This window comes from Ferrovibrio sp., assembly GCF_046297895.1.
Lineage (GTDB): Bacteria > Pseudomonadota > Alphaproteobacteria > Ferrovibrionales > Ferrovibrionaceae > Ferrovibrio.
Window position 1 is genome coordinate 139,665 of record NZ_JBKBHC010000001.1, and the last position, 25,198, is coordinate 164,862.

21 protein-coding genes and 1 other RNA gene are annotated in these 25,198 nt (G+C 65.7%); 4 read left to right on the forward strand and 18 right to left on the reverse strand.

Translation table 11 applies throughout. The annotated features are described in order from the left end of the window. Positions 1–14: 14 nt before the first annotated feature. Genes ACK4FK_RS00640 through ACK4FK_RS00705 form a run of 14 tightly spaced genes read right to left on the reverse strand, consistent with a single transcriptional unit; the run spans position 15 to position 15,675 of the window. Complete coding sequence (locus tag ACK4FK_RS00640) at positions 15–944, reverse strand: cell division protein FtsQ/DivIB (protein WP_409739688.1); 930 nt, start codon at positions 942–944, stop codon at positions 15–17. Beyond that, entirely contained in the window at positions 932–1,846 is a 915-nt protein-coding gene (locus ACK4FK_RS00645) for a D-alanine--D-alanine ligase (RefSeq protein ID WP_409739690.1), read from the reverse strand. The genes ACK4FK_RS00640 and ACK4FK_RS00645 overlap by 13 nt, the downstream gene beginning before the upstream one ends. Continuing rightward, positions 1,839–2,780 carry a UDP-N-acetylmuramate dehydrogenase gene (murB, locus tag ACK4FK_RS00650; RefSeq protein WP_409739693.1) on the reverse strand — a complete coding sequence of 314 codons (942 nt, stop codon included), beginning with the start codon at positions 2,778–2,780 and terminating at the stop codon, positions 1,839–1,841. Before murB ends, ACK4FK_RS00645 begins: the two co-directional genes overlap by 8 nt. Beyond that, on the reverse strand, positions 2,777–4,210 hold the full coding sequence (murC, locus tag ACK4FK_RS00655; protein ID WP_409739696.1) for a UDP-N-acetylmuramate--L-alanine ligase: 1,434 nt from the start codon (positions 4,208–4,210) through the stop codon (positions 2,777–2,779). The genes murB and murC overlap by 4 nt, the downstream gene beginning before the upstream one ends. Next, positions 4,207–5,379: an undecaprenyldiphospho-muramoylpentapeptide beta-N-acetylglucosaminyltransferase gene (gene murG, locus ACK4FK_RS00660; RefSeq protein ID WP_409739699.1), complete on the reverse strand. Its 1,173-nt coding sequence runs from the start codon at positions 5,377–5,379 to the stop codon at positions 4,207–4,209. The genes murC and murG overlap by 4 nt, the downstream gene beginning before the upstream one ends. Beyond that, a complete protein-coding gene (gene ftsW / locus ACK4FK_RS00665; RefSeq protein WP_409739702.1) occupies positions 5,376–6,500 on the reverse strand; it encodes a putative lipid II flippase FtsW in 1,125 nt (374 codons plus the stop codon). Before ftsW ends, murG begins: the two co-directional genes overlap by 4 nt. Beyond that, complete coding sequence (gene murD / locus ACK4FK_RS00670; protein WP_409739704.1) at positions 6,497–7,885, reverse strand: UDP-N-acetylmuramoyl-L-alanine--D-glutamate ligase; 1,389 nt, start codon at positions 7,883–7,885, stop codon at positions 6,497–6,499. The genes ftsW and murD overlap by 4 nt, the downstream gene beginning before the upstream one ends. Positions 7,886–7,892: 7 nt before the next feature. Continuing rightward, positions 7,893–8,981: a phospho-N-acetylmuramoyl-pentapeptide-transferase gene (gene mraY / locus ACK4FK_RS00675; RefSeq protein WP_409739706.1), complete on the reverse strand. Its 1,089-nt coding sequence runs from the start codon at positions 8,979–8,981 to the stop codon at positions 7,893–7,895. A 16-nt stretch (positions 8,982–8,997) separates the two neighbouring features. Next, entirely contained in the window at positions 8,998–10,428 is a 1,431-nt protein-coding gene (locus ACK4FK_RS00680) for a UDP-N-acetylmuramoylalanyl-D-glutamyl-2,6-diaminopimelate--D-alanyl-D-alanine ligase (protein ID WP_409739709.1), read from the reverse strand. Beyond that, positions 10,428–11,918, reverse strand: coding sequence for a UDP-N-acetylmuramoyl-L-alanyl-D-glutamate--2,6-diaminopimelate ligase (locus ACK4FK_RS00685; protein ID WP_409739712.1), 1,491 nt, complete (start codon positions 11,916–11,918; stop codon positions 10,428–10,430). The genes ACK4FK_RS00680 and ACK4FK_RS00685 overlap by 1 nt, the downstream gene beginning before the upstream one ends. Next, complete coding sequence (locus tag ACK4FK_RS00690; protein WP_409739714.1) at positions 11,905–13,731, reverse strand: peptidoglycan D,D-transpeptidase FtsI family protein; 1,827 nt, start codon at positions 13,729–13,731, stop codon at positions 11,905–11,907. Before ACK4FK_RS00690 ends, ACK4FK_RS00685 begins: the two co-directional genes overlap by 14 nt. Then, positions 13,731–14,258, reverse strand: coding sequence for a hypothetical protein (locus ACK4FK_RS00695; RefSeq protein ID WP_409739717.1), 528 nt, complete (start codon positions 14,256–14,258; stop codon positions 13,731–13,733). Before ACK4FK_RS00695 ends, ACK4FK_RS00690 begins: the two co-directional genes overlap by 1 nt. Then, positions 14,255–15,274: a 16S rRNA (cytosine(1402)-N(4))-methyltransferase RsmH gene (gene rsmH, locus ACK4FK_RS00700; RefSeq protein WP_409739720.1), complete on the reverse strand. Its 1,020-nt coding sequence runs from the start codon at positions 15,272–15,274 to the stop codon at positions 14,255–14,257. The genes ACK4FK_RS00695 and rsmH overlap by 4 nt, the downstream gene beginning before the upstream one ends. Beyond that, complete coding sequence (locus ACK4FK_RS00705) at positions 15,271–15,675, reverse strand: division/cell wall cluster transcriptional repressor MraZ (protein ID WP_409739723.1); 405 nt, start codon at positions 15,673–15,675, stop codon at positions 15,271–15,273. Before ACK4FK_RS00705 ends, rsmH begins: the two co-directional genes overlap by 4 nt. A 356-nt stretch (positions 15,676–16,031) precedes the next feature. Between ACK4FK_RS00705 and ACK4FK_RS00710 the strand changes: the two genes are divergently transcribed. Continuing rightward, complete coding sequence (locus ACK4FK_RS00710; protein WP_409739726.1) at positions 16,032–16,598, forward strand: hypothetical protein; 567 nt, start codon at positions 16,032–16,034, stop codon at positions 16,596–16,598. Between the two features lie 27 nt (positions 16,599–16,625). Here ACK4FK_RS00710 and rnpB read toward each other — a convergent pair. From rnpB to ACK4FK_RS00725, 3 genes are all read right to left on the reverse strand, one after another. After that, an RNA gene (rnpB, locus tag ACK4FK_RS00715) (RNase P RNA component class A) lies at positions 16,626–17,034 on the reverse strand. Positions 17,035–17,082: 48 nt separating this feature from the next. Further along, positions 17,083–17,847, reverse strand: coding sequence for an N-acetylmuramoyl-L-alanine amidase (locus tag ACK4FK_RS00720; protein ID WP_409739729.1), 765 nt, complete (start codon positions 17,845–17,847; stop codon positions 17,083–17,085). A 6-nt stretch (positions 17,848–17,853) separates the two neighbouring features. Beyond that, positions 17,854–18,774, reverse strand: coding sequence for a DMT family transporter (locus ACK4FK_RS00725; RefSeq protein WP_409739731.1), 921 nt, complete (start codon positions 18,772–18,774; stop codon positions 17,854–17,856). A gap of 150 nt (positions 18,775–18,924) precedes the next feature. Between ACK4FK_RS00725 and ACK4FK_RS00730 the strand changes: the two genes are divergently transcribed. The 3 genes from ACK4FK_RS00730 (at position 18,925) to ACK4FK_RS00740 (ending at position 24,635) form a co-directional block, all read left to right on the forward strand. Next, positions 18,925–19,494 carry a winged helix DNA-binding protein gene (locus ACK4FK_RS00730; protein WP_409739733.1) on the forward strand — a complete coding sequence of 190 codons (570 nt, stop codon included), beginning with the start codon at positions 18,925–18,927 and terminating at the stop codon, positions 19,492–19,494. Positions 19,495–19,581: 87 nt separating this feature from the next. After that, positions 19,582–23,253, forward strand: a complete 3,672-nt coding sequence (locus ACK4FK_RS00735) for a hydantoinase B/oxoprolinase family protein (protein ID WP_409739736.1) — start codon at positions 19,582–19,584, stop codon at positions 23,251–23,253. A 269-nt stretch (positions 23,254–23,522) separates the two neighbouring features. After that, positions 23,523–24,635 (forward strand): hypothetical protein, encoded by a 1,113-nt coding sequence (locus tag ACK4FK_RS00740; protein ID WP_409739738.1) that lies wholly within the window; start codon positions 23,523–23,525, stop codon positions 24,633–24,635. A gap of 3 nt (positions 24,636–24,638) precedes the next feature. Here ACK4FK_RS00740 and ACK4FK_RS00745 read toward each other — a convergent pair whose 3' ends face one another. Further along, entirely contained in the window at positions 24,639–25,184 is a 546-nt protein-coding gene (locus ACK4FK_RS00745; RefSeq protein WP_409739740.1) for an AAA family ATPase, read from the reverse strand. Positions 25,185–25,198 lie beyond the last annotated feature (14 nt).

Sequence of the window (25,198 nt, forward strand, 5' to 3'; positions counted from 1 at the left end):
TTCCCCTCGCGTGCTTATGTGCGTTTGCCGGCCGGCTTCTTGCCGGGCGCTACCTGCGGCACCGGCGATTCGGCTTCCGGGTTGAGCTGAACGGTCAGACGGTCTTCGAGCCGCAGATCGACAGCCTTGATGTCGCGGCGCAGCAGGCCGTACTGACGTTCAAGCTCGATCAGGCGCAGCCAGGCCTGCTCCGGATTCTCTTCCGGCAGGCGGGCCACGGTGCCGTTATCGAATTCGATGTCCCAGCGACGGCTGCGGATACGGATGGCATTGACCACACGGCCGGCCAAGTTCGGCTCGGTCTGCAGCATGGACAGCAGATCATGCGCCTTGTCGGAGGCGCCGGCGCCGACCAGCAGGAACAGGTGGTGGAAATCGGGGCGATCCCCTTCTTCCAGAACCTTGCCCTGGGCATCGATCAGGTAGACGCGGCCATCGATCTGCCAGCGGGCGAAAGCCTCGCGCTCGACGATTTCGATATGCAGCGTGTCGGGCAGTTGCCGCCAGACCGTGGCCTGCTTGACCCAGCCTATCGCCTCGACATTGCGACGGATCGCATCCAGGTCCAGCGCCAGCATCGGATCGCCGCGTTCGACGCCCACGGCCGCGGCCAGCGCCTCTAGCGGCGCATGCACGCGTCCCTGCAGATTCACCTCGCCCAGCCGCATGTCGACGGTGGCACCGGCATCGCCGACGAAATCCTGTACGGCCAGCCGGGCCTGTGCCGGCAGGTCGGTGCGGAACCAGGCATAGCCGCCACCGCCAGAAAGCCCGATCACGGCAGCACCCAGCAGGGCCCACTTGATCCGGCGCCACAGAACCGATTTCGGCTTGCGCCGGGCCGGCGGCAGCGGCCGGCAGTAGCCTTTGGGCCGCGCCGGCGGCAGGCTGGGTTCGCAGGGCGCGCAGGGACGGTCTTCGGGCAGCACGACTAGCGACCGCATGAGGCATCCTCCACCATCCAGCGCACGAGCTGGCCGAACGAAATACCCGCATGCGCGGCGATCTCCGGCACCAGCGACAACGGCGTCATGCCGGGCTGGGTGTTGATTTCCAGCAGGTGAAATTTGCCCGGTTCGCCGGCGGTATCGTCATAACGCCAGTCGGACCGCGTCACGCCGCGGCAGCCCAGCACCTGATGCGCCTTCAGGGCCAGGACACAGACCTCCTCGTAGGCCGATTTCAGGATCGGCGCGGGCATCAGGTGCGTGGCCTTGCCATCGGTATACTTGGCTTCGTAGTCATAGAAGCGGCCATGGGCGCGGATCTCGATGGCCCCCAGCACGCGCTCGCCCATCACGGCCACCTGGATCTCGCGGCCGGGGATGTAGCGCTCGACCAGTACATGCTCGCCGAAATGCCAGCCGGCATCGTCCTGCGGCTGGTAGTTGTCGCCGTTCATGACGATATGCACGCCGACCGAGGAGCCCTCGTTCAGCGGCTTGATCACATAGGGATGCGGCATCACGGCGCCGCCGGTGAAAGCCGAGCGATGCACCACGCGGCCTTCGGCCATCGGCAGGCCATGAGCGCGCCAGACATCCTTGGCCATCGGCTTGCTCATCGCCAGCGCCGAGGCAAGCACGCCGGAATGGGTATACGGGATGCCCATGATCTCGAGCAGGCCCTGTACCGTGCCGTCCTCGCCGTAGGGACCATGCAGCGCGTTGAAGGCCACATCGGGTTTGACCCTGGCCAACTGCTCGGCCAGATCACGGCCGACATCGACTTCAGTGACCTTGAAGCCTTCCTCGCGCAGGGCCTTGGCGCAGGCCCGGCCGGAGGTGAGCGAAACCTCGCGCTCCGACGACCAGCCGCCCATCAATACCGCGACATGCCTAGCCATGCGCGGCCTCCTTCGTCCTGCCGATGCGCTTGATTTCCCAGCGCAGGTCGATGCCGCTGGTTTCCTTCACCCGGCGACGCACGGTTTCGCCCAGCGTTTCCAGATCGGCGGCGGTGGCGCTGCCGCGGTTGATCAGGAAATTGCAATGCTGCTCGGAGACCTGGGCGTCGCCAACAACCAGCCCGCGGCAGCCGGCCGCGTCGATCAGCTGCCAGGCCTTGTGCCCTTCCGGGTTGGCAAAGGTGCTGCCGCCGGTGCGCGAGCGGATCGGCTGGCTGCCTTCGCGGGCGGCCTGGATCTCGTCCATGCGCGCCTGAATCTGGGCCTTGTCGCCCGACCGTCCCTTCAGTCGGCAGGACAGGAAAATCCAGTCTTCCGGTACGCCGCAATGGCGATAGCCGAATTTCATCTCGGCGGGCGACAGACGATGCAGGTTACCCTGCCCGTCCACGGCCTCGGCCCAGACCAGCACGTCCTTGAACTCGGTGCCGTAGGCGCCGGCATTCATGCGCAGACCGCCGCCCACGGTGCCGGGAATGCCGCGCAGGAATTCCAGGCCGGCAATGCCATGCATCTGCGCGGTCTGCGCCACATTCACATCCAGCGCACCGGCGCCGGCTTCGATCTCGTTGTTGTCGCAGGCGGTGATGCCGGCGAAATCGCGGCCCAGACGGATCACCACGCCGTCGATGCCGCCGTCGCGGACCAGCGTGTTGGAACCCACACCCAGCACGGTGACCGGCACATCGACGGGTTTGGCCCTCAGAAAGGCGATCAGGTCGTCGCGGTCGGCCGGGCGGAACATTGCATCCGCCGCCCCGCCGACGCGGAACCAGGTGATATCGGCCAGGCCGGCCTGCGCCGACAGCCGACCGCGCACGGCGGGCAGCCGCGCGAGCAGATCGTCATGCCGGAGCTGTTCAGCCGCCATCATGCCCGCTCCTTCGCCGGCAGGGCCTGCAATTCACCCGGCAGGGCATTGGCCCAGGTGGTGATGCTGCCGGCGCCGAGGCAGACCACGAGGTCGCCGGCGGTGGCTTCCTGCCGGATGATGCCGGCAAGCTGCTCGGGGGACGGCAATGCCAGCACGCGGCGATGGCCGCGATTGCGCAGGCCCTCCACCAGGGCATCGCGGCTGACGCCCTCGATCGGACTTTCGCCGGCGGCATAGACATCGGCCACGATCACCGTGTCGGCATCGTTGAAGCAGGCGCAGAAATCCTCGAACAGGTCGCGCAGGCGGGTGTAGCGATGCGGCTGCACCACGGCGATCACCTTGGCCTCGGGACGGTCGCCCACCGCCAGCCGGGCGGCGGCCAGCACGGCCGAGATTTCCACCGGATGGTGACCGTAATCGTCCACCACGGTGATCCCGCCGGCCTCGCCGGTGATGGTGAAGCGGCGCTTCACGCCGCGGAAGCCGCTCAATGCGCGCTTGATCACGTCGGCACCGAAGCCCATCTCGCGGGCTATTGCTGCAACCACCAGAGAATTCTGAACGTTGTGGCGGCCAAACATCGGCAGATGCACGCCGGCCACGATGTCGCTTTCGCCACGGGTACGATCGGCCATCAGGATGTCGTAATGGGCGCCCCGGTTGTCGAAGCGCACGTTCACGGCGCGCACATCGGCCTGCGGCGAAAAGCCGTAGGTGACGATGCGGCGGTCGGTGATGCGGCCAATCATGGCCTGCACTTCCGGATGGTCGATGCACAGCGTGGCGAAACCGTAGAACGGGATGCTTTCGACGAACTGCTTGAAGCCCTCGCGCACGCGGTCGAAGGTGCCGTAATGGTCGAGATGCTCGGGGTCGATGTTGGTGACCACGGCGATGGTAGCCGGCAGTTTCAGGAAGGTGCCATCGCTTTCATCGGCCTCGACCACCATCCACTCGCCGGCGCCCAGGCGCGCGTTGGTGCCGTAGGCGTTGATGATGCCGCCATTGATCACGGTGGGATCCATGCCGGCGGCTTCCAGCAGGGCAGCGACCAGCGAAGTGGTTGTGGTCTTGCCATGGGTGCCGGCGATAGCGATAGCCCATTTCAGGCGCATCAGTTCGCCCAGCATCTCGGCGCGGCGCACCACCGGGATGAGGCGGGCGCGGGCGGCCTTCACTTCCGGGTTGTCGGGCTTGACGGCCGAGGAGATCACCAGCACCTCGGCATTGGCGACATTCTCTTCGCGATGACCCTCGAACACCGTGATGCCGAGATCGCGCAGGCGCTTGACGTTATAATTGGCAGACAGGTCGGAGCCCTGCACCTGGTAACCGAGATTGTGCATCACCTCGGCGATGCCCGACATGCCGATACCGCCGATGCCGACGAAGTGGATGATACCGATATCGAGCGGCAAAGCTCTCATGCCGCGGTCCTTTTCACTGACAGGTTCGTTGACTGGGACTGATCCTTGGCCGCCGGTTTCGGCTGCGCATTCTGCTGTTCGGCCATGGCGCGCTCGACCAGATCGGCCAGCGCCTGGGTGGCCAGCGGACGGCCGACGCTGCGGGCATGAGCGGCCATGGCGGCAAGCTGCGCCGGATCGGCCAGCAGCTCGGCGAAAGCCGCCGCGGCACGCTCGATGGTGAACTTGTCCTGCGCGATCACCAGCGCGCCGCCGGCCTGGGCCAGCGCCTGCGCATTGGCGGTCTGATGATCGTCGGTGGCATGGGCATAAGGCACCAGCAGCGAAGGCCGGCCGATCACGGCGATCTCGGCCGTGCTGCTGGCGCCCGAGCGGCTGATCACCAGATGCGCGGTCGTCAGGCGCTCGGCCACGTCGCTGAAGAAACTGGCCGTCTCGGCGGCAATGCCGGCTGCGGCATAGGCGGTGCGCACGCGCTCCAGGTCTTCCGGGCGGCATTGCTGCTGCACGCGCAGGCGGCGCTTCATCTCGGCCGGCAGTTGCGCCAGCGCAGCCGGTACCACGTCGGACAGCACGCGGGCTCCCTGGCTGCCGCCCATCACCAGCAGGCGCAGGGCCTGATCCGGCGCAGCATAGGGCACGTCGGCGGCGGCCAGGATCGCCGGCCGCACCGGATTGCCGGTGACGGTAACGGGCGCCTGGGCCGGCAGGAAATGCGTGGCCGGAAACGAGGTGGCAATGCGCGCGGCCCATTTCGCCACCAGACGGTTGACGCGCCCCAGCACGGCATTCTGCTCGTGGATCAGGATCGGGATCTTTTTCAGCCGTGCGGCCAGCAGCAGCGGCAGCGAGGGATAGCCGCCGAAGCCCACCACGGCGGCCGGCCGGGTCAGCGCCAGCAGCGCCGAAGCCGCCCAAACGCCCTGTGCGATTTCCACCACGCTCAACAGCTTGCCCATGATGCCGCGGCCGCTCGGCGTTCCGGCGGGAATGCGATACAGCGGCAATTCGGGCAGCGACTGACCGAATCCCTTGCCACGCGTGTCGGTGACCAGGCCGACACGATGGCCGCGGCGCAGCAGCTCGGCGGCCAGCGCCTCGGCCGGGAAGACATGCCCACCGGTGCCGCCGGCGGCCAACAGGATCGTGGTTTCGGAGGTCGCCGTCATCGCACCGCTCCGCTATCGGGCCGCCAGCGCGTCAGCGCCAGCAGCATGCCCATGGCGAAGGCCAGCGCCAGCAGCGACGAGCCGCCATAGGAGATGAAAGGCAAGGTCATGCCCTTGGTGGGCAGCAGATGCAGGTTGACGCCGATATTGATCACCGCCTGCAGGCCGAACTGCGTGGTGAGGCCGGCGGCGGCAAGCAGCACGAAGAGATTGCTTTCGGTCATCAGGCGCGAGAAGCAGCGCAGCACGATGAAGGCGAAGATACCGACGATGAACAGGCAGGCGAACAGGCCGAACTCCTCGCCGGCGACAGCGAAGATGAAATCGGTATGCGCGTCGGGGAGCACGCTTTTCACCGCGCCCTCGCCCGGCCCGCGCCCCCAGACACCGCCGGTGGCAAAGGCCTCCATGGCGCGTTCGATCTGGTAATTCTCCTTGTTGGCCGGATCGATGAACTTGTCGATGCGGCTGGCGACATGCGGGAAGACCAGATAGGCGCCGAAGATGCCCGCCAAACCCAGGCCGCCCAGCGCCAGTACGAACACGATCGGCAGGCCGGCGATGAAGAACTGCGCCAACCACACGGCGCAGACCACCACCGCCATGCCCAGATCGGGCTGCAGCAGCAGCAGGCCGACAACCAGAGCGCAGAGACCCGTCGAGATCGCCCAGCCGGGAAAACCGGTGCCCTTGCGCCATTCGGAGAACAGCCAGGCCGCCACCACGGCAAAAGCCGGCTTGACGAATTCCGAAGGCTGCAGCGAGATGCCGCCGAACGAGATCCAGCGATGGGCGCCCTTCACCTCCATTCCTATGAAGAAGGTAAGGCCTACGCCGCAGAGCGCGCCGAGGAAGACGATGGTGGCAATGCGACGCACGCCGACGGGATCGAGCAGCGATGTGCCGATCATGATCAGCAGCGCCGGCACGAGGAAGACGAGCTGACGCTGCACGAAATGGAAGTTGGCCAGGCCGATGCGGTTGGCCACAGCGGGCGAAGCCGCCAGGGTGAGTACCGTGCCCACCGCGATCAGGACAGCGATGGCGACCAGCAGCCAACGGTCGACCGTCCACCACCAGCGGCCAAGTACCGACGTGTCGGTGCGCGAGAAGGTGATCATGCCGCAGCCCCCTGCTCGACCGATCCGCCGCGCTCGGCCACCAGCCGGATGAATTCATCGCCGCGATGCTCGAAGCTCCTGAACTGATCGAAGGAGGCGCAGGCCGGCGACAGCAGCACCACCGCGCCCTTCAGCCTCTCGCGCCGCGCCGCCGCCAGTGCATCGTCCAGCGCCCTGTCCAGCGTGCCGCACAGCGTGTGCGAGACCGTATCGCCCAGCGTGGCGGCAAAGTCCCTGGCCGCGTCGCCGATCAGGCTGGCATGGCGGATGCGCGGAAAGAGCGGTCGCAGGCTGTCGATGCCGCCTTCCTTGGCCTTGCCGCCCGCGATCCAGTAGATCGCCTCGAAGGAAGCCAGCGCCTTCGCCGCGGAATCGGCGTTGGTGGCCTTGGAGTCGTTGATGCAGGGAACGCCGTCAACCACGCCGGCACGCTGCAGGCGGTGCTTGAGGCCGGGGAATGACGCGATGCCGGCGCGGATCGCGCCCGCATCCAGCCCGGCGGCGCGCGCTGCGGCATAGACGCAGGCGATGTTCTGGCCGTTATGGGCACCGGGCAAGGCCGGAAAATCGAGCGCGAAGACTTCGCGGCCGTTGTCGTAGAGCCGGCCATCCACGGCGCTGACTCCGTTCTCCAGGATACGCTCAATGGAAACCGGGATGATGCTGCGGGCAGTATTCTCGCGCACCAGCGCAGCATGGATGGCGCGGCAATGATCGTCGTCGATGCCGATCACGGCAGTATCGCCGCCGCCCTGGCCCACAAAGATCCGCGCCTTGATGGCGGCATAATTCTGCAACGTGCCATGGCGATCGAGGTGATCGGGCGTGATGTTGAGCAGGATGGCGATCTTCGCCTGCCAGCCCGGCGTCAGGTCGATCTGATAGGATGACATCTCCAGCACATAGACGCCCTCGCCTGCGGCATAACGCGGCAGCGCCAGAGCCGGCGTGCCGATATTGCCGCCGAGGGCGACCTTTCGACCGGCGCTGGAGAGCACATGCGCCAGCAAGGCCGTGGTGGTGGATTTGCCGTTGGTGCCGGTAACGCCGTAGACTGCCGGCTTCAACTCGCGCAGCAGCAGTTCGATATCGCCCAGCACCGGCACCCCGGCGCGATGGGCATTCGCGACCACCTGATGCGGCGCCGGATGGGTGAGCGGCACGCCGGGAGCGAGCGCCAGCCCGGCACAGCCGGTCAGGGCCGCATCGTCCAGCGGGGTAGCGCGGAAGCCGGCCGCTTCGGCCGCAGCCCGCGAGGCCTCGCTGTCGTCCCACAGGCGCACTTCCGCACCACCGGCGACAAGCGCCTGCGCCGTGGCCAGCCCGCTGCGCGCGAGGCCGAACACCGCCCAGGTCTGACCGCGAGTATGCGTGAGTGCGATCATGCCAGCATCACCGCAGCTTCAGGGTGGACAGGCCGGCCAGCGCCAGGATCACCGCGATGATCCAGAAGCGGATCACGATGGTCGGCTCTTTCCAGCCCTTTTTCTCGAAATGATGATGCAGCGGCGCCATGCGGAACACGCGCTTGCCGGTCAGCTTGAAGGACGCCACCTGCACCATCACCGACACGGTTTCCAGCACGAACAGGCCGCCGATGATGGCCAGAACCAGTTCATGCTTCACGATAACGCTGACGGTACCGAGCGCACCGCCCAGACTGAGAGAACCGGTGTCACCCATGAACACCATCGCGGGCGGGGCGTTGAACCACAGAAAGCCGATGCCGGCGCCGACCAGCGCCCCGCAGAACACCGCCAGTTCGCCGGCGCCTGCAACGTTGTGAATCTGCAGGTAGTTCGCAAAAACGGTATTGCCGACCAGATAGCAGATCAGACCGAAACTTGCGGCCGCGATCATCACCGGCACGATCGCCAATCCATCCAGGCCATCGGTCAGGTTCACGGCATTGGAAGCGCCGATCATCACGAACATGGCGAACGGGATCATGAACCAGCCGAGATTGAGCAGCACGTCCTTGAGGAAAGGCACCGTCAGGCTGGTATTGAGCGGTGCGGCGGCGATCTGGTTGATCCATACGGCGGCGATGCCGGCAATGACGACCTGCAGGCCGAGCTTGAGCTTGCCCGGCACACCCTTGGGATTCTGCTTGGTGACCTTCAGGTAGTCGTCATAGAAGCCGATCAGGCCGAAACCGAAAGTGACCAGCAGCACAACCCAGACATAGCGGTTGGTCAGGTCGGCCCAAAGCAGCGTCCCGGCCCCGATGCCCAGCAGGATCAGGAACCCACCCATGGTGGGGGTGCCGCGCTTGGTGATCAGATGCCCCTCCGGACCATCCTCGCGGATCGGCTGGCCCTTGCCCTGCTTGGCACGCAGCCAGTTGATCAGCGGTTCGCCGATCACGAACGACAGCACCATGGCGGTGAGGATCGCCCCGCCGGTGCGGAAGGTGATGTAGCGGAACAGGTTCAGGACGTTGAAGTCGTCCGCCAGTGGGTACAGCAGGTGATACAGCATTCTTACGGTGTCCTTGTCACCAGCCGTTGGCGGCGCGCGGCTGCGGCGCCAGGGTCAGAAGATCGTCAACGATGAGCCGCATGCGGCTGCCCAGCGAACCCTTAACCAGCAGCACGTCGCCGCTGCGGATCGCGCGGCGCAGCGGCTGCACCAGTTCGGCAGAATTGGCAGCATGATGGCCGCGCATTGGCGCGGGCAGGGCATCATAGAGAGCGCGCATCAGCGGCCCGCTGGCAAAAACCAGGTCGATCTGTTCGCGCACCAGGTCGGCGGCAAGGCCGGCATGCGCGGCCTCGGCATCGGGGCCGAGTTCCAGCATGTCGCCCAGCACGGCAATGCGACGGCCACGCGCTGCTCCGGGTTTGGCCATCGCAAGCACGGAGAAGGCGGCGCGCATGCTGGGCGGGCTGGCGTTGTAACTGTCATCGATGAGGTCGATGCGGCCACCATCGCGCCAGTCGATGGTATGACGCTCGCCACGGCCCTTCGGTGCGGTCACGCTGGCCAGCGCCATGCCCGCCTCGGCGAGGTCGGCGCCGACCAGATGGGCGGCCGCCAGTACGGCCAGGGCGTTCAGCACCCAGTGCCGGCCAGGCGCACCGATCTTGAAGGTCATCGGATGGCCCAGAATATCCGCCGCGACGCAGGAGCAGGCGGTATGCGGCGCGTATTTCATCAGCCTCGCCTGCGCCTGCGGATGCTCGCCGAAACCGATCACTTCGGCGGCGCCCGCGGCCATGGCTGCGGCGGCAACGCGTTCGAAATGCGGATTATCGCGATTCATGACCGCTATGCCACCCGGCTCCAGGCCGGCGAAGATCTCCGCCTTGGCATCCGCAATGCCCTCGATGCTGGCGAAATTCTCGAGATGCACGCCCTCGACTGCCGTGATGATGGCGATATGCGGCCGCGACAGCAGCGACAGCGGGCGAATCTCGCCGGCATGGTTCATGCCCATCTCGATCACGGCGAAACGGCTGTCAACCGGCATGCGCGACAGCGTCAGCGGTACGCCCCAATGATTGTTCAGGTTGCCGGTAGTGGCATGGGTGGCGCCCTGCTCGGCCAGCACATGGCGAAGCATTTCCTTGGTCGAGGTCTTGCCGACGCTGCCGGTGACACCGATCACCTTTGCTGCGCAGCGCTGACGGGCCGCTGCCGCAAGGTCGTTCAGGGCCTGAAAGGTGTCCTTCACGCGCAGCAGGTTGGCGCCGGGCTGCAGCGTCTCCGGGTCGCGGTCGACCATCGCGGCCGCGGCGCCCTTGGCCAGCGCATCGGCGACAAAGACATGGCCATCGAAATTCGGGCCGCGCAGCGCGATGAACAGGTCACCGAAGGCGACGCTGCGGCTGTCGATCGAGACGCCGCTCGCTGTCCAGAAGCCGTCGCTGTTGCCATGGGTGGCGGAGGCGGCTTCGGCGGAGGTCCAGAGCGCGAAAGCTTCCATTAATATTTACCCCCGTATGGTGCGCTGCCCGAAGCAGACCCTGCATCTGCCGCAGACACGGCTTCGCGTGCGACAGACAGATCATCGAAGGGGCGCATTTCCTTGCCCACGATCTGGCCCTGCTCGTGCCCCTTGCCGGCAATCAGCAGCAGATCGCCGCTGCCGAGCTCGTTCACGGCGGCAACGATGGCCGCACGGCGATCGCCGATTTCCATGGCGCCTTTTGCGGTCGCCATGATCGCGGCGCGGATCGCTTCCGGCTGCTCGCTGCGCGGATTGTCGTCGGTGACATAGACGCGGTCGGCCAGACGCGTCGCGATCTCGCCCATCAGCGGCCGCTTGCCGCGGTCGCGGTCGCCGCCGCAACCGAACACCACCACCAGCCGCCGTGCCGCATGTGGACGCGCCGCCTTCAGCACGGTTTCCAACGCATCAGGCGTATGGGCGTAATCGACATAGACGCTGGCGCCATTGGCGCGACGGGCGGCCTGCTGCATCCGGCCCGGCACGCCCTCCAGGCCTGCAAGCGTTTCCCAGGCCGCAGCCGGGTGCGCCCCGCAGCCGGTTACCAGGCCATAGGCGGCCAGCACGTTGCCGGCCTGGAACCCGCCGATCAGCGGCAGGTCGGCGGAACGGCGTACGCCGAAGGTTTCGGCCTCGATCCGCAGGCCGCCGGCATGCGGCAAGGCGGAGAGCAATTTCAGTTCGCTGCCCAGCAGCCCGTATCGGATCACGCGATGCCCGCGCCGCAGGCAGGTTTCCTCCACCTGCCGTCCGAACTCGCTGTCCATGTTGATCACCGCCGCGCCCTTTTCGGGCAGCAGCATGTCGAACAGGCGCAGCTTGGCGGTGAAATACGCCTCGACCGTCGGATGATAATCCATGTGGTCGCGGGTCAGATTGGTGAAGGCTGCGGCCTCGATCGTCACGCCATCGAGCCGGTACTGGTCCAGGCCGTGGCTGGAAGCCTCCAGCGCCAGATGCTCGATGCCCGCCTGCCTGGCGATACCGAGCAGTTCATGCAGGCGTACCGGGTCCGGCGTGGTGTGTGCCACCGGTTCGTTCAGGCCGGCGCCATGCAGGCCGAGCGTGCCCAGGCTGGCGCTTTTCAGACCCAACCGCTGCCAGATCTGCGCGGTAAAATTCGCCACCGAGGTCTTGCCATTGGTGCCCGTGACGGCAGCGATGTGCCGGGGTTGCGCACCGAAAAACGCGGCAGCCATCAGCGCCAGCCGTCGCCGCGGATTGGCATCGGTAACAAAAGCGATCTGCTCGGCGAAGGCCGGATCGACGTGATCGCTCAGCACCGCCACGGCACCCTTGGCGCGCGCGTCGGGGATGAAGCGATGGCCATCCGCCTGCGTGCCCTTCAGGGCGGCGAAGACATAGCCCGGGCGCACGGCGCGACTGTCCGCCGTCAGGCCGGCGATGTCGAGCGACGCGGCGCGCGGGTCGAGGCTGAGATCGGCGCAGAGATCACTGAGACGCAAGTTTCTTCTCCTGCGTCCGGCCGGTGACAGTGACATTCGGGTTGCTGAAATTGGGCATCGGCTGGCCGGGGACCGGCACATACATTGCCTGCTTGAGCGCCGGCGAGCTCTCGTCCACCGGCGGCACGCCAAGCAGCGGCGCGATGCGGCTGATGATGCGGCCGGCGGCCGGCGCCGCAGTCCAGCCGGCGGTGGCGAAACCGTAGGTGCTCTTGTTGCCCTTCGGTTCGTCGATCATCACCTGCACGATGTAGCGCGGGTTATGCATCGGGAAGCCGGCAACGAAGGTGTTGAAGTTGGCCTTCTTGTTATAGCCGCCGCGCTCGTTGACCTTTTCCGACGAGCCAGTCTTGCCACCGACCAGATAACCTTCGACATCGGCCTTCTTGCCGGTGCCCTCTTCGACCACCAGCAGCATCAGCTTGCGCATCACATCGCTGACGTCGCGCCGGATCACCTGGCGGCCCGGCGCCGGCATGCCGGGCGGGCGCTTGATCAGGGTCGGCGGATGCAGCACACCGCCGTTGACGATGGCCGCCGTGGCGGAGGCGAGTTGCAGCGGCGTGACTGAGAGTCCATGACCGAAGGAGATCGTCATGGTTTCGACCGTCTTCCAGTTGCGCGGCACCAGCGGCCCGCCCACTTCGGGCAATTCGATGGCCGGCTTGTTCAGCATGCCCATGCGCTGCATGAATTCGCGCTGGCGCTCCGGCCCGACATCGACGGCCATCTTGGCCGAGCCGATGTTGGAGGAGTACATGAAGATTTCCGGCACGCTGAGCCAGCGCTTCTTCGGATGATCGTCCTTGATGGTGAAGCGCGAAATCTGAATCGGATGAGTGGCATCATAGCCGCCGCTGAGCTTGACGCTGCCGTAATCCAGCGCCATTGCCGTGTTCAGCGTCTTCATGGTCGAACCCATTTCATAGACGCCCAGCGTGATGCGGTTGAAACGCGATTCCTTGCTGGCAGTACCGGGTTCGGCCGGATCGAAATCCGGCAGGCTGACCATGGCGATCACCTCGCCTGTATGGACGTCGAGCACAATACCGCCGCCGCCAATGGCGTTGAAGAACTCGACCGCCTTCGCGATCTCGTCGCGCACGACATGCTGCACGCGGATATCGATGCTCAGCTCCAGCGGATCGCCCGTGCGGGATGGATCGCGCAACTGCTCGTCGAAATACTGCTCGACACCGGAAATGCCCTTGCCGTCGATATCGGTATAGCCCAGCACATGCACGGCCAGCGGGCCCTGCGGATAGACGCGGCGCTGCTCGTTGTGGAAATACAAACCCGGAATGCCGAGACGGTTGACCTCATACTGTTCGCGCGGCGTGAGGCCGCGCTTGAGCCAGACGAAGCTCTTGCCCGAGGCCAGCTTGGCCTGCACCTCGCCGGCTGGCAGCTCCGGCAGAGCCTGGGCCAGGCGCGTGGCCGCCTCCACGGGATTCAACACCTTGCGCGGATCGGCATACAGCGAGGCGATCTTCAGATTGGTGGCCAGGATATTGCCGCCGCGGTCAACGATGGGCTGACGCTCCATCAGCGCGGTCTTGGCAATCAGCTCCGGGTTGACGCCGCGCGCCACTGCCGGCTCGCTCGCCCCGCGCAGCACGGTGAGTTCCACCAGTCGGCCGGCCAGCACGATAAAGGCCAGCGAGAAGAGACCGATGCCAATCACCAGGCGACCGCGGCTGGCCTCCAGCGCCTGCTTGGCGGCACCTTCCAGACGCACCAAAGCCGGATTGCCGGGAATGTCGGCCGGCGTGCATGGCGGCCTGGGTTTCGCCTGACGACGGAACAGCGCCATCACTGGGCCCTCCGCGTGTCAGCGGCCGGGCGCTGCATGGCGCCTAGCACGGCGGCAACCTCGGCGTCGAAATTCATGGCCGGTGCGGCTGCGGGCGGCGCGGCGTCGGGCTTGGCGGCAACCTGCATCGGCGGCGCGGCCGGCGCCGGCGCAATGGCAGCGGCCGCCGGCTGGGCCGGCGGCGCGGCAGGAGCCGACGCCATCGGCGGCAGGGCGGGAACGGGCGCGTTCGACATCGGCTGGCCGCGCTCCTGCCGCCAGGGCAGAGCTTCGATGGCCACGATATCCTTCGCCGTGGCGGGGCGCATCTCCAACAGGCGCTGGGCCTTGTCCTGAAGATATTCCGGGCGGGTGAGATAACTCCATTCGGCCTGCAGCACGCCGATGGTCTCGCGCTCCTGGCTGAGCGCGCGATTCATCTCGATCAGCTCCTCCTCCAGCCGCTGCACCTCGTAGGACAGCTGATAGAGGCCGAACGACACAGCGGCGAGCAGCAGCAGGGCAATAAGGGAGAGGCCGCGGCTCATGCTGCCTCCCGCATGTCATCGTCGGGCCAGGGCGCGGCGGCCGTGCGCCTTGCGGCGCGCAGCTTGGCCGAACGGGCGCGCGGATTGCCGGCCAGTTCGGCCTCGCCCGCGGTGACCGCGCCCTTGTGCAGCAACGCAAAGGACGGCGCCCGCGCCGCGCCGGCTGCCTGCGGCAGGTGGCGCGAGGCGCCGGCCTGCTTGCCGCTGCGACGATCGAGGAAGCGCTTGACCACGCGATCTTCCAGCGAATGGAACGACACCACGGCCAGGCGGCCGTCGGGTTTCAGCAGGGATTCCGCCGCTACCAGGCCGCGCCTGAGTTCGCCCAGCTCATCGTTCACCACGATGCGCAGAGCCTGGAAGGTGCGGGTCGCCGGATGGATCCCGGGCGCGGCACGCACAACACGGGCCACGATCTCGGCCAACTGGCGGGTGCGGGTGATCGGGGCGTCGGCGCGGGCCGCAACGATGGCCCGGGCCACGGCACGGGCGCGGCGCTCCTCGCCGTACAGATAGATGATGTCGGCCAGCTCGGCTTCGTCGCGGCCATTCACGATATCGGCAGCCGTCTCGCCTGCAGCGCCCATGCGCATGTCGAGCGGACCATCCTGCTGGAAGGAAAAGCCGCGTTCGGCCTGGTCGAGCTGCATCGACGATACGCCGATATCCAGCGCCACGCCGTCCACTGCCTTCACGCCGATGCCGGCCAGCAGCTCGGCCATGTCGCCGAAGCAGCCTTCCAGCAGGCGGAAACGATCGGGATACAGCGCACTGAGCCGGTCGGCATGCACACGCACGCTCGGGTCGCGATCGATGCCGATCACCTGGCACCCCGCTGCCGCCAGAAGGGCAGAACTGTAACCTCCCGCACCGAACGTACCGTCCACTACCAGATCGCCGGCGCCGGGATTCAACGCCGACACCACCTCCGCACACATCACCGAAAGATGGGCTGTCCTTGCGGCTTTTTCGTGGCCGGTTTGCGGGGCGGTGCGGGAGACATCCGCCGCACTCACGGTTTGCCCTCCCCGCGCAGATACGCGGCTGCCTTGGCGCGCGCCTCGGCGGCGCGGCTTTCCCAGGCCTTGGGCTCCCAGATCTGGAAGGAATGGCGCCGGCCGACGAATACCGCCTCGCCCGGAGCGGCCAGGCCGGCATGATCGAGGAATTGCGCCCCGAGCTGGATGCGGCCTTCCTGGTCGAGATTCAGTTCGCTGAGAAACGGCAGCAGGCCGTCGATCAGCATCTCTCGTTCGGGATGCAGGTCCGGCAGCTCGTCGATGCGGCGATTGACGCCGTCGAGATAGTCGCGACCACCGGCCACCAGGGCAGGCGCGGCGATGTCCGGTCCCAGAATCAGGCCGCCTTCCGGCTGCTTGCGGGACAGCAGGGCGCGATACGGCGCCGGCACGGACACCCGTCCCTTCGCGTCGATCCGGTTCCGAAAGGTTGAGAGGAATAACTCCACTCAGCCGCCCCCAAAGCTGCATCCCTGGTCGCACACCCCCCTCGGGTGGCCATAACCTGGGATAAGATGGGGTAACATGGGTTTATATGGGCGTCAATGGATTTTAACGGTTTTGAATGGCGATTCCCGCCAATGATCACGGGCACTTGCATGAAATACGATCCTATAAATATCATGATTTGTTCGATTAATATTCTTATGATCTTTGCTTGTCTCCCGTCGCCGCTCCGTTTACACATCGATGCAGGGAGCGCCAGCGGCAAGCAGGCCACCCATCGTGGTGCCACAACCCAAAGAAAGCCTAGATGCGGGCAATTCTCTTCTTATGCTCGATGCTGCTGGCTGGCCTGGCGGCCATCGACAAGGCCGTCGCCCAGGGCGCCGTGAACGAATTCCTGCCCCGCGATGCCCCCGCGCTGAAGCGCTTCGCCATCGTCGCCGGCACCGCCAACAACCAGTGCTTCACGGCCCAACTGGTGAACAACGACCCCAAGCGCGTTCGGGCCGCCGCCCTGCTCTCGCCCTGCGAATTCAATATCGACAACCAGAGCCAGGGCTTTTTCATCAGCCGCCCCCTGCAGCCGGATGGCTATCAGATTTTCTTCGCCGCCAACCCCGCCTACTGCCTGGCGATGGAGCCGCGCAGCCAGTTGCTGGTGGTGTCGGCCTGCGCGCTCAACACCTCGATGCTGGAGCAGTTGCCGCAATTGTGGGACATCAAGGGCGGCGGTCTGTCGCTGAAAGGCACCGACGGCAAGAAATGGTGCCTCGACACCCGGGCCAAGCAGGGCTTCTCGGCGATCTTCGAGCCGCATTTCACCGAATGCCCGGAGCAGATTCCGGATGCCTTCCTGCTGCGCGTGAACCGCTGACAAACGCGGTCTTAGCGGCGGAATGAAGGTGCCAGACGGCCTGTAAGCCGGGTTCTGTCCCCCTGCCAAGAATCGCTTCCTGGGCAGGATGGACGGCCATTCCTCTGGGACGCCCGTTACCGGACGCCTCGCGCGACCGACCCGGATGGCAAGCCGAAAACCGCTCCGCAGGCTTGCACCTGCCGCCATCCCTATTTGGTCTTGCTCCCGGTGGGGTTTGCCGTGCCGCTTCCGTTACCGGTCGCGCGGTGCGCTCTTACCGCACCCTTTCACCCTTGCCATGAGATCCGGAGACGTCATGGCGGTCTGCTCTCTGTGGCACTGTCCCTGGGGTCGCCCCCGCCGGGCGTTACCCGGCACCGTGTTTCCGTGGAGCCCGGACTTTCCTCGACACCTTGCCCAAAAAGGCAGATGGCGCGGCCGTCCAGCCGTCTGGCACCGGGCACAGGTAGGCGCATGCGTGCCCGCCGTCAAGACGAATGAATCAAGAAGCCTTGTCCGAACAGGCCCGGCGCATGTTGACCTGCGTGGAGATGTGATGGATCAGGCTGGTGGTTTCGGCATCGCTGACACCATCGACCTGGGATTGCCGGTAGCGCCGCTGGAAGGCACGCACCACCGCTTCGGTGAGCGGATCGTAGACCCCGCTGCCCTCGATGCCATAGCCGATGCGATCCAGCGCCACCTGCAATTCCAGCACCGCACCGCCGCGGTCGCCTGGCTGCAGGGCCGGCGCATGCTGCGACACGGTGAAGTCCCAGGCCGGCCAGCGGCCGAAGCCTGCCGCCGCCAGCCGGTGCCAGGGGAACAGCTCGCCCGGATCTTCCTTGCGCTGCGGCGCGATATCGGAATGTCCGACATAATTGCCCGGCATCACCTCGTATCGCGTGGCGATATCCCGCAGCAGTTCCAGCAGCGCATCGATCTGCGCGACCGGGAATTCGCGATAGCCGAATTCGTGGCCCGGATTGACCAGCTCGATGCCGATCGAACGCGCGTTGACGTCGCGGATGCCGCGCCAGAACGACACCCCGGCATGCCAGGCGCGTTTGTCTTCTGATACGAGACGATAAATCCCGCCATCCTCGTCGATCAGATAATGCGCACTCACTTTGGCTTCGGGATCGCACAAGCGCTGCAAGGCGGCTTCGGCTGTCGGCATGCCGGTATAGTGCAGCACGACAATGTCGACAGGCCGCCGCCCGCTGCGTTCATCGAAATTCGGCGAAGGGTGATCGATCACACGCATGACCCGTTACTCGCCAGCTACCTTGCCAATGACCTTGTCGGGCGCTTCCGCCGGCGTCAGCCCGCGTGCTTCCGCCGCCTTGGCCTCGCGCAATGTCACGATCAGCACGCCGATAATTGTCATGGCTGATCCGGCTATCACGCGCAGGCTCAGGCTCTCGTCGAGAAAGACGATGCCGGACAGGATGCCAAGAATCGGCGCCAACGTGAAACCGGGATTGACCACGCTGACCGGATAGCGGCGCAGCAGGAAATAGGCACCGCCATGGCCAATCAGCGAAACGCCGACGACCGCATAGCCCACGGTAGCCCATCCTACCCAGTCTGCCGCAAGCGCGCTCTCCACCTGATTGTTCTCGGCCACAAAAGAGATCAGTAGCAGGCTCGGCGCGCTGACCATGCCAACCCAAGCCTGCATCGAGAATGTATCCACGTCGCGGATCCGGCGCACCAGGATCTGGCCATAGGACATTGCCAGGACGCTACCGATGCAGAACAGGATCGCAGCCTGGTAGCCCATCACTTTCGGATCGAAACTGATCACCATGGTTCCCATGAAGGCCAGGGCGATGCCCGCGCCCCGCTTCCAGCGCACCCGCTCCCCCAGCATCGCCCACGCCATTAGGGTCGAGACCGGCACGCCCAGTTGCACCACCACGGCCACCACCGCCACATCGTCGGCCAGGGCGATACCGTTGAACATCAGCGCGAAATGCAGGGTGCCCATGAACAGCGCGGCGGGCAAAACCAGATGCATCTGCCCCTTCTGCCACTTCAGCCAGGGCGCCATGAGCAGCGCGAGGCCCAGAAACCGCATCCCCGTGAAAAACACAGGAGGAAACTGCGTCACGGCAATCTTCGAGGCGACGAAATTATAGCCCCAGATGGCGCAGATCAGCAGCATCAGGGCAAGGTGCTGGGGCTTCATGGGCGGGGACCCTAGCAAACCCAGCCGGTCAGGGGCTACGCTTCTTTCCGATATGGTTATGCGCAGGACGCAAGGGGGGTATGCACGGGCTTTCCAGCCGACGCGCGATGCCCGTCTTTGCGGCAGCGCAGAACAGCAAACAGGCAAGCCATGACGAAAACCAGAGCACCCGCAAAACAGCCCAGAGCCGGCACCGGCGCAACGCCGCAGCGCCGCCGCCCCATCGTCTCCTCGGCCCATCTGGCCAGTGAGAAACTGACGGCGCTGAGCGAATTCGAATTCGCCCTGATGATGAGCGGCAATGCCTTTGCGCGCTGGATCGTGCGCTGCATGACGGCGGCGGGCCAGCCCGACCTTGCCGCCCTGGACGTCATGGTGCTGCACAGCGTGAACCACCGGGACCGCCCGAAACGGCTGGCCGATCTCTGTCTGGTCCTGAATGTCGAGGACAGCCACACGGTGAATTACGGTCTTAAGAAGATGGTGCGCCTGGGCCTGGTCAGCGGCGAACGGCGCGGCAAGGAGATCTTTTATTCGACCACCGCCAGGGGCCGGGCATTATGCATGGAATACCGCAAGATCCGCGAGGAACTGCTGGGCGAGGCCTACGCCCTGATCGGCCAGCCCCAGAGCCAGGCCGACCTGTCCAGGATCGCCGACCTGATGCGGATCCTGTCTGGCATGTATGACCAGGCCAGCCGGGCGGCCGCCTCGCTGTGATCCGCCTCGGATACGTTGACAATTTGTCAACGTTTTGTAAGCGTGTGGCCTCGCCCTAGTCTTGGCCGAAACCTTCCGGAGCCCCGCATGACCCAGCCCGCATCCACCGCGACCGCCCCCGGCCAGTGGGAATTCTGGATCGACCGCGGCGGCACCTTCACCGACATCGTCGGCCGCAAGCCCGATGGCGGCATCGTCACCCACAAGCTGCTGTCGGAGAATCCAGAGCGCTACAAGGACGCCGCCGTTCAGGGCATCCGCGACCTGCTGGGCCTGAAGGCCGGCGATCCGCTGCCCAAGGGCAAGATCGCGGCCGTCAAGATGGGCACCACGGTGGCCACCAACGCGCTGCTCGAGCGCAAGGGCGACCGCGTGCTGCTGCTGGTCAGCGAGGGCTTCGCCGACCAGCTCCGCATCGGCTACCAGACCCGGCCGAAGCTCTTCGCGTTGCACATCCAGCTGCCCGAAATGCTGTACGAGCGGGTGGTGGAAGTGCCAGAGCGCGTGCGCAACGACGGCAGCATCGAAACGCCGCTGGACCTGGCTGCAGCCGAAAAGGCGTTGAAGGCCGCCTATGCCGATGGCATCCGCAGCGTGGCGATCCTGTTCATGCATGGCTACCGCTACACCGCCCATGAGGCGAAAGTGGCCGAACTGGCGCGCAAACTGGGCTTCACACAGATCTCGGCCAGTCATCAGGTCTCGCCGCTGATCAAGTTCGTCAGCCGCGGCGACACCACGGTGGTGGATGCCTATGTCTCGCCGATCCTGCGCCGCTACGTGAACCAGGTGGCCGATGAGCTGGATGCGGCCAATACGGCCCTGCGGCTGATGTTCATGCAGTCGAATGGCGGCCTGGCGGACGCGCATTTCTTCCAGGGCAAGGACAGCATCCTGTCGGGCCCGGCCGGCGGCGTGGTCGGCCTGGTCGAAACCTCGACGCGGGCGGGTTTCGACAAGGTGATCGGCTTCGACATGGGCGGTACGTCCACGGATGTGAGCCATTATGCCGGCGAATACGAACGCGCCTTCGAGACAATGGTGGCCGGCGTGCGCATGCGCGCGCCGATGATGATGATCAACACCGTGGCGGCCGGCGGCGGCTCGATCCTGCATTTCGACGGCGCGCGCTATCGCGTGGGGCCTGACTCGGCCGGCGCCAATCCCGGTCCGGCCTGCTACCGCCGCGGCGGGCCTTTGGCGGTGACCGACTGCAACGTGGTGCTGGGCAAATTGCAGCCCGATTTCTTCCCCGCCGTGTTCGGCCCCAATGGCGACCAGCCGCTGGATGCCGAGGTGGTGAAGCAGAAATTCGCCGAGCTGCAGGCGCGCGTGAAGGCCGAGAGTGGCGATACCCGCTCGATCGAGGAGATGGCCGAGGGCTTTCTCGCCATCGCCGTCGAGAACATGGCCAACGCGATCAAGAAGATTTCGGTGGCGCGCGGCTATGACGTAACCAAATACGTACTGTCCAGCTTCGGCGGCGCCGGCGGCCAGCATGCCTGCCTGGTGGCCGATGCGCTGGGCATGACGGAAGTGCTGTTGCATCCGCTGGCCGGCGTGCTGTCGGCCTATGGCATGGGCCTCGCCGACCAGCGCGTGCTGAAGGAGAAATCGGCCGAGGTGACGCTGGAGCCCGCCGCCCTGCCCGGCCTGGCCAAGGAACTCGACGCGCTGGCGGATGAATCGCGCAACGACATGCTGAAACAGGGCGTGGCGCCTGAGAAGATCACGGTGATCCGCAAGCTGCATGTGCGGTATGGCGGCTCGGACTCTGCCCTTGAGGTCGAGTTCGGCGACATGGCCACGATCAAGGCCGCCTTCGAGGCGGCGCATCGCCAGCGCTTCGGCTTCATCAGCCCGGAGAAGGTGCTGATCGCGGCCTCCGTCGCCGTCGAGGTTGTGGGCCGGGGCGAACGCGCGCCGGATGCTGTGGAAGGGATCGTCGATCCGCGCGATCAGGCGGCAATTCCGACCCTGGCGAGCCGCAAGGCCTACATGGCCGGAGCCTGGCGCGACACGCCGGTTTACGACCGCGCCGCCCTGCGGCCGGGCGAGACGATCAAGGGCCCGGCCATCGTGATCGAGCCGACCAGCACCATCGTGCTCGAACCGGGCTGGCAGGCCCGCCTGACCGAGCGCCGCGACCTGGTGCTGAAACGCATCGAGGCCCTGCCCGCCCGCAAGGCGATCGGCACCGATGTCGATCCGGTCATGCTGGAGATTTTCAACAACCTGTTCATGTCGATCGCCGAACAGATGGGTTCCGTGCTGGAAAAGACCGCCTATTCGGTGAACATCAAGGAACGGCTGGATTTCTCGTGCGCCATCTTCGATCTCGACGGCGAGCTGATCGCCAACGCGCCACATATGCCGGTGCATCTGGGGTCGATGTCGGAGAGCATCAAGACCATCATGCGCAAGCGCGCCGGCCAGATGAAGCCGGGCGACGTGTATATGCTGAACGCGCCCTATGCCGGCGGCACCCACCTGCCCGACGTCACCGTCATCACCCCGGTCTTCGACAAGGCCGGCAAGGACGTGCTGTTCTACCTGGGCAGCCGCGGCCATCACGCCGATATCGGCGGCACCACGCCGGGGTCGATGCCGCCCGACAGCAAGACGGTGGAAGACGAGGGCGTGCTGCTCGATAACGTGCTGCTGGTGGATGGCGGCCGGTTCCTGGAAGCCGAGACCATCGCCATCCTGAAATCCGGCAAGTATCCCTCGCGCAATCCGGCGCAGAACATCGCCGACCTGAAGGCGCAGATCGCCTCCTGCGAGAAGGGCGCGCAGGAACTGCGCAAGATGGTGGACCAGTTCGGCCTGGATGTCGTGCGCGCCTACATGCGCCACGTGCAGGACAATGCCGAGGAGTCCGTGCGCCGGGTGATCAGCCGCCTGAAGGATGGTGCGTTCACCTATCCGATGGACGACGGTTATGAGATCAGGGTCAAGGTGACGGTCAACCACAAGGACCGCACGGCGAAGATCGACTTCACCGGCACCTCGGGCCAGCACCCGACCAACTACAACGCGCCCAAGGCCGTCTGCGTGGCGGCCGTGCTGTATGCCTTCCGCTGCCTGGTGGATGCCGACATCCCGCTCAACGGCGGCTGCCTCAAGCCGCTGGAGATCGTGATCCCCGAGGGTTCGATGCTCGATCCGGTCTATCCGGCCGCCACGGTGGCAGGCAATGTCGAGACCAGCCAGTGCATCACCGATGCCCTGTTCGGCGCACTGGGCGTGATGGCCGCGGCCCAGGGCACCATGAACAACTTCACCTTCGGCAACAACGACTACCAGTATTACGAGACGATCTGCGGCGGCAGCGGCGCGGGGCCGGATTTCGATGGCTGCGATGCCGTGCATACCCACATGACCAACGCGCGCCTGACCGACCCGGAAGTGCTGGAATTCCGCTTCCCCGTGCTGCTGGAAAGCTTCCGCATCCGGCGCGGCTCGGGCGGCAAGGGCCGGCACAAGGGCGGCGACGGCACCATCCGCCGCATGCGCTTCCTCACCGACATGACCGCCACGCTGCTCTCCTCGCACCGCACGGTGCCGCCCTTCGGCCTGGAGGGCGGCGGCAATGGCGAGACCGGCCGGCAATGGGTGGAGCGCGCCGCGACCGGCGCGAAGGAGCCCATGGAAGGACGCTGCTCGACGCCGATGAAACCGGGCGACGTCTTCGTGATCTCGACCCCCTCGGGCGGCGGCTTCGGCAAGGCGGCCGACCTGAAGCAGGCGGCGGAATAGCCTACAAGCGTATTCATCTGCGCGTTCCGGGCCGGAATGATATCAGTGATATCATGGATATCATTCCGGCCCTTTTGCGGCGTTTTTCGACGTGATCAGGCATTCCCTGACAGTTTGCGGCGGAAGCTGCTGCCGGCCATCGTGTGCTCTCCGTTTTCTGCGAATTTGCCTCGTTTTGCCGCATTTTAGCCGGCCAGCCCCAAGCGGCTGGACAGGCCATCAAGGAACATATATGGAACTCTATCCATCCTGATCAACCGGATCGACCGATGGCCGACGCCCTGAAGGAGTTCTACAACGCCGCCGTCGTGGCCGGCATCGCGCAGCGCGTCAGCGCGGCGCATCCGGCTTTTCCGGCCGATCATTTCCGCAAGCACGTGATGGCCGTGCTGCCGCCGCTGTCTTTGATGCAGCGGGCGCGGGCCATTGCCGATGCGCTGCGCCAGCATCTGCCGCAGGATTACCCCGCCGCGCTGGAAATCCTGCTGAACAGCCTGGCGGGCGATGACCATACAGGCGGCATCGACGGCATGGGCGGATTCCGCCATCTGCCGCTGCTGAATTTTGTCGGCGCCTATGGACTGGACCACCCTGGCCTGTCGCTGAACGCCCTGCGCGAGATGACCAAGCATTTCAGTGCGGAATTCGACATCCGTTATTTCATCGAGCGGCATTACGACCTGACCATGACGACCGTGCGGGGCTGGACCGACGACCCGCACTGGGCGGTGCGGCGGCTATGCTCGGAGGGGCTGCGCCCGCGCCTGCCCTGGGGTTTGCGGCTGAAACGTTTCATCGCCGACCCCAGGCCGGTGCTGGAAGTCATCGAGAGCCTGCGCGCCGATGCGCACGACTCCGTGCGCCGCTCGGTGGCCAACAACCTGAACGACATCGCCAAGGACAACCCCGATGCCGTGATCACCACGACACGCCGCTGGCAGGCCGAAGACCGCGACGGCACGGCCGATGCGGTGCGCCATGGTCTGCGCAGCCTGGTGAAAAAAGGCGACCGCCGGGCCCTGGCCCTGCTGGGTTTTGATCACCGGGCGCCCGTCACGGCCCTGGATTTCGCCATCGCCAAGGCGCGCTACCGCGTGGGCGACCGGCTGAGCTTCCATATCGGCCTGCGCCATGACGGAAAGAAGCCAGCGAAGCTGTCGGTGGATTACGCCATCCACTGGCGCAACGCCCGCGGCGGATTGCAGGCCAAGGTGTTCAAGCTGGCCAAGCCTATGCTCGGCCCGGGCGAAACCGTGACGCTGGAAAAAACGCATTCGCTCAAGCCCATCACCACGCGCCGCTATTACGCCGGCGAACACAAGGTCGAAATCCTGGTGAACGGGCAGAGCGTGGCGGAAGGGACGTTCAGGCTGCTGCTGTAGTTTTCAGGCTGTCACGCGCGGCAGGCCCAGCGCCTTGGCGATCTGCAGGGCCGATTCCGCCGGTTTGAGCTTGGCGGTGTCGATGGTTACGTCCGCCTTCGGCATATGGGCGGTGCTGAAAACATTGGCGGCCTCCAGCTTCTCGTATTCCTCATGCGAGGTGAGCTTGCCGGTATTGCGCCGGGATTTGTTGTCGATGCGGCGGTAGACTTCCTTCATCGGGCAGGTCAGTTCCACAAAATGCACCCGACTGCCGGCGCCGGCCACAATGTCGATGGCACGGTCGACGAAATTCTTGCGCACCGTGGTCTCCGGGGCGAAGGTGAAGATCAGGCCCGGCAGCCTGGCCTTGGCGGCCTGCTCGAAGACAGACAGCCAGATTTTCTCGCGCAGCTCGACGAATGGCGGGCTGCCGAATTCGAAAACCGGCAGCAGCAAGTCCACCGTCATGTGGTTGTGAAACAGCTTGTACCCGGTCAGCGCCGCCAGCTCGCGGGCGACGGTGAGTTTGCCGGTGGCCGGCTTGCCATAGATGAAGACCAGTTTCATGGGCCTGTCGCGAT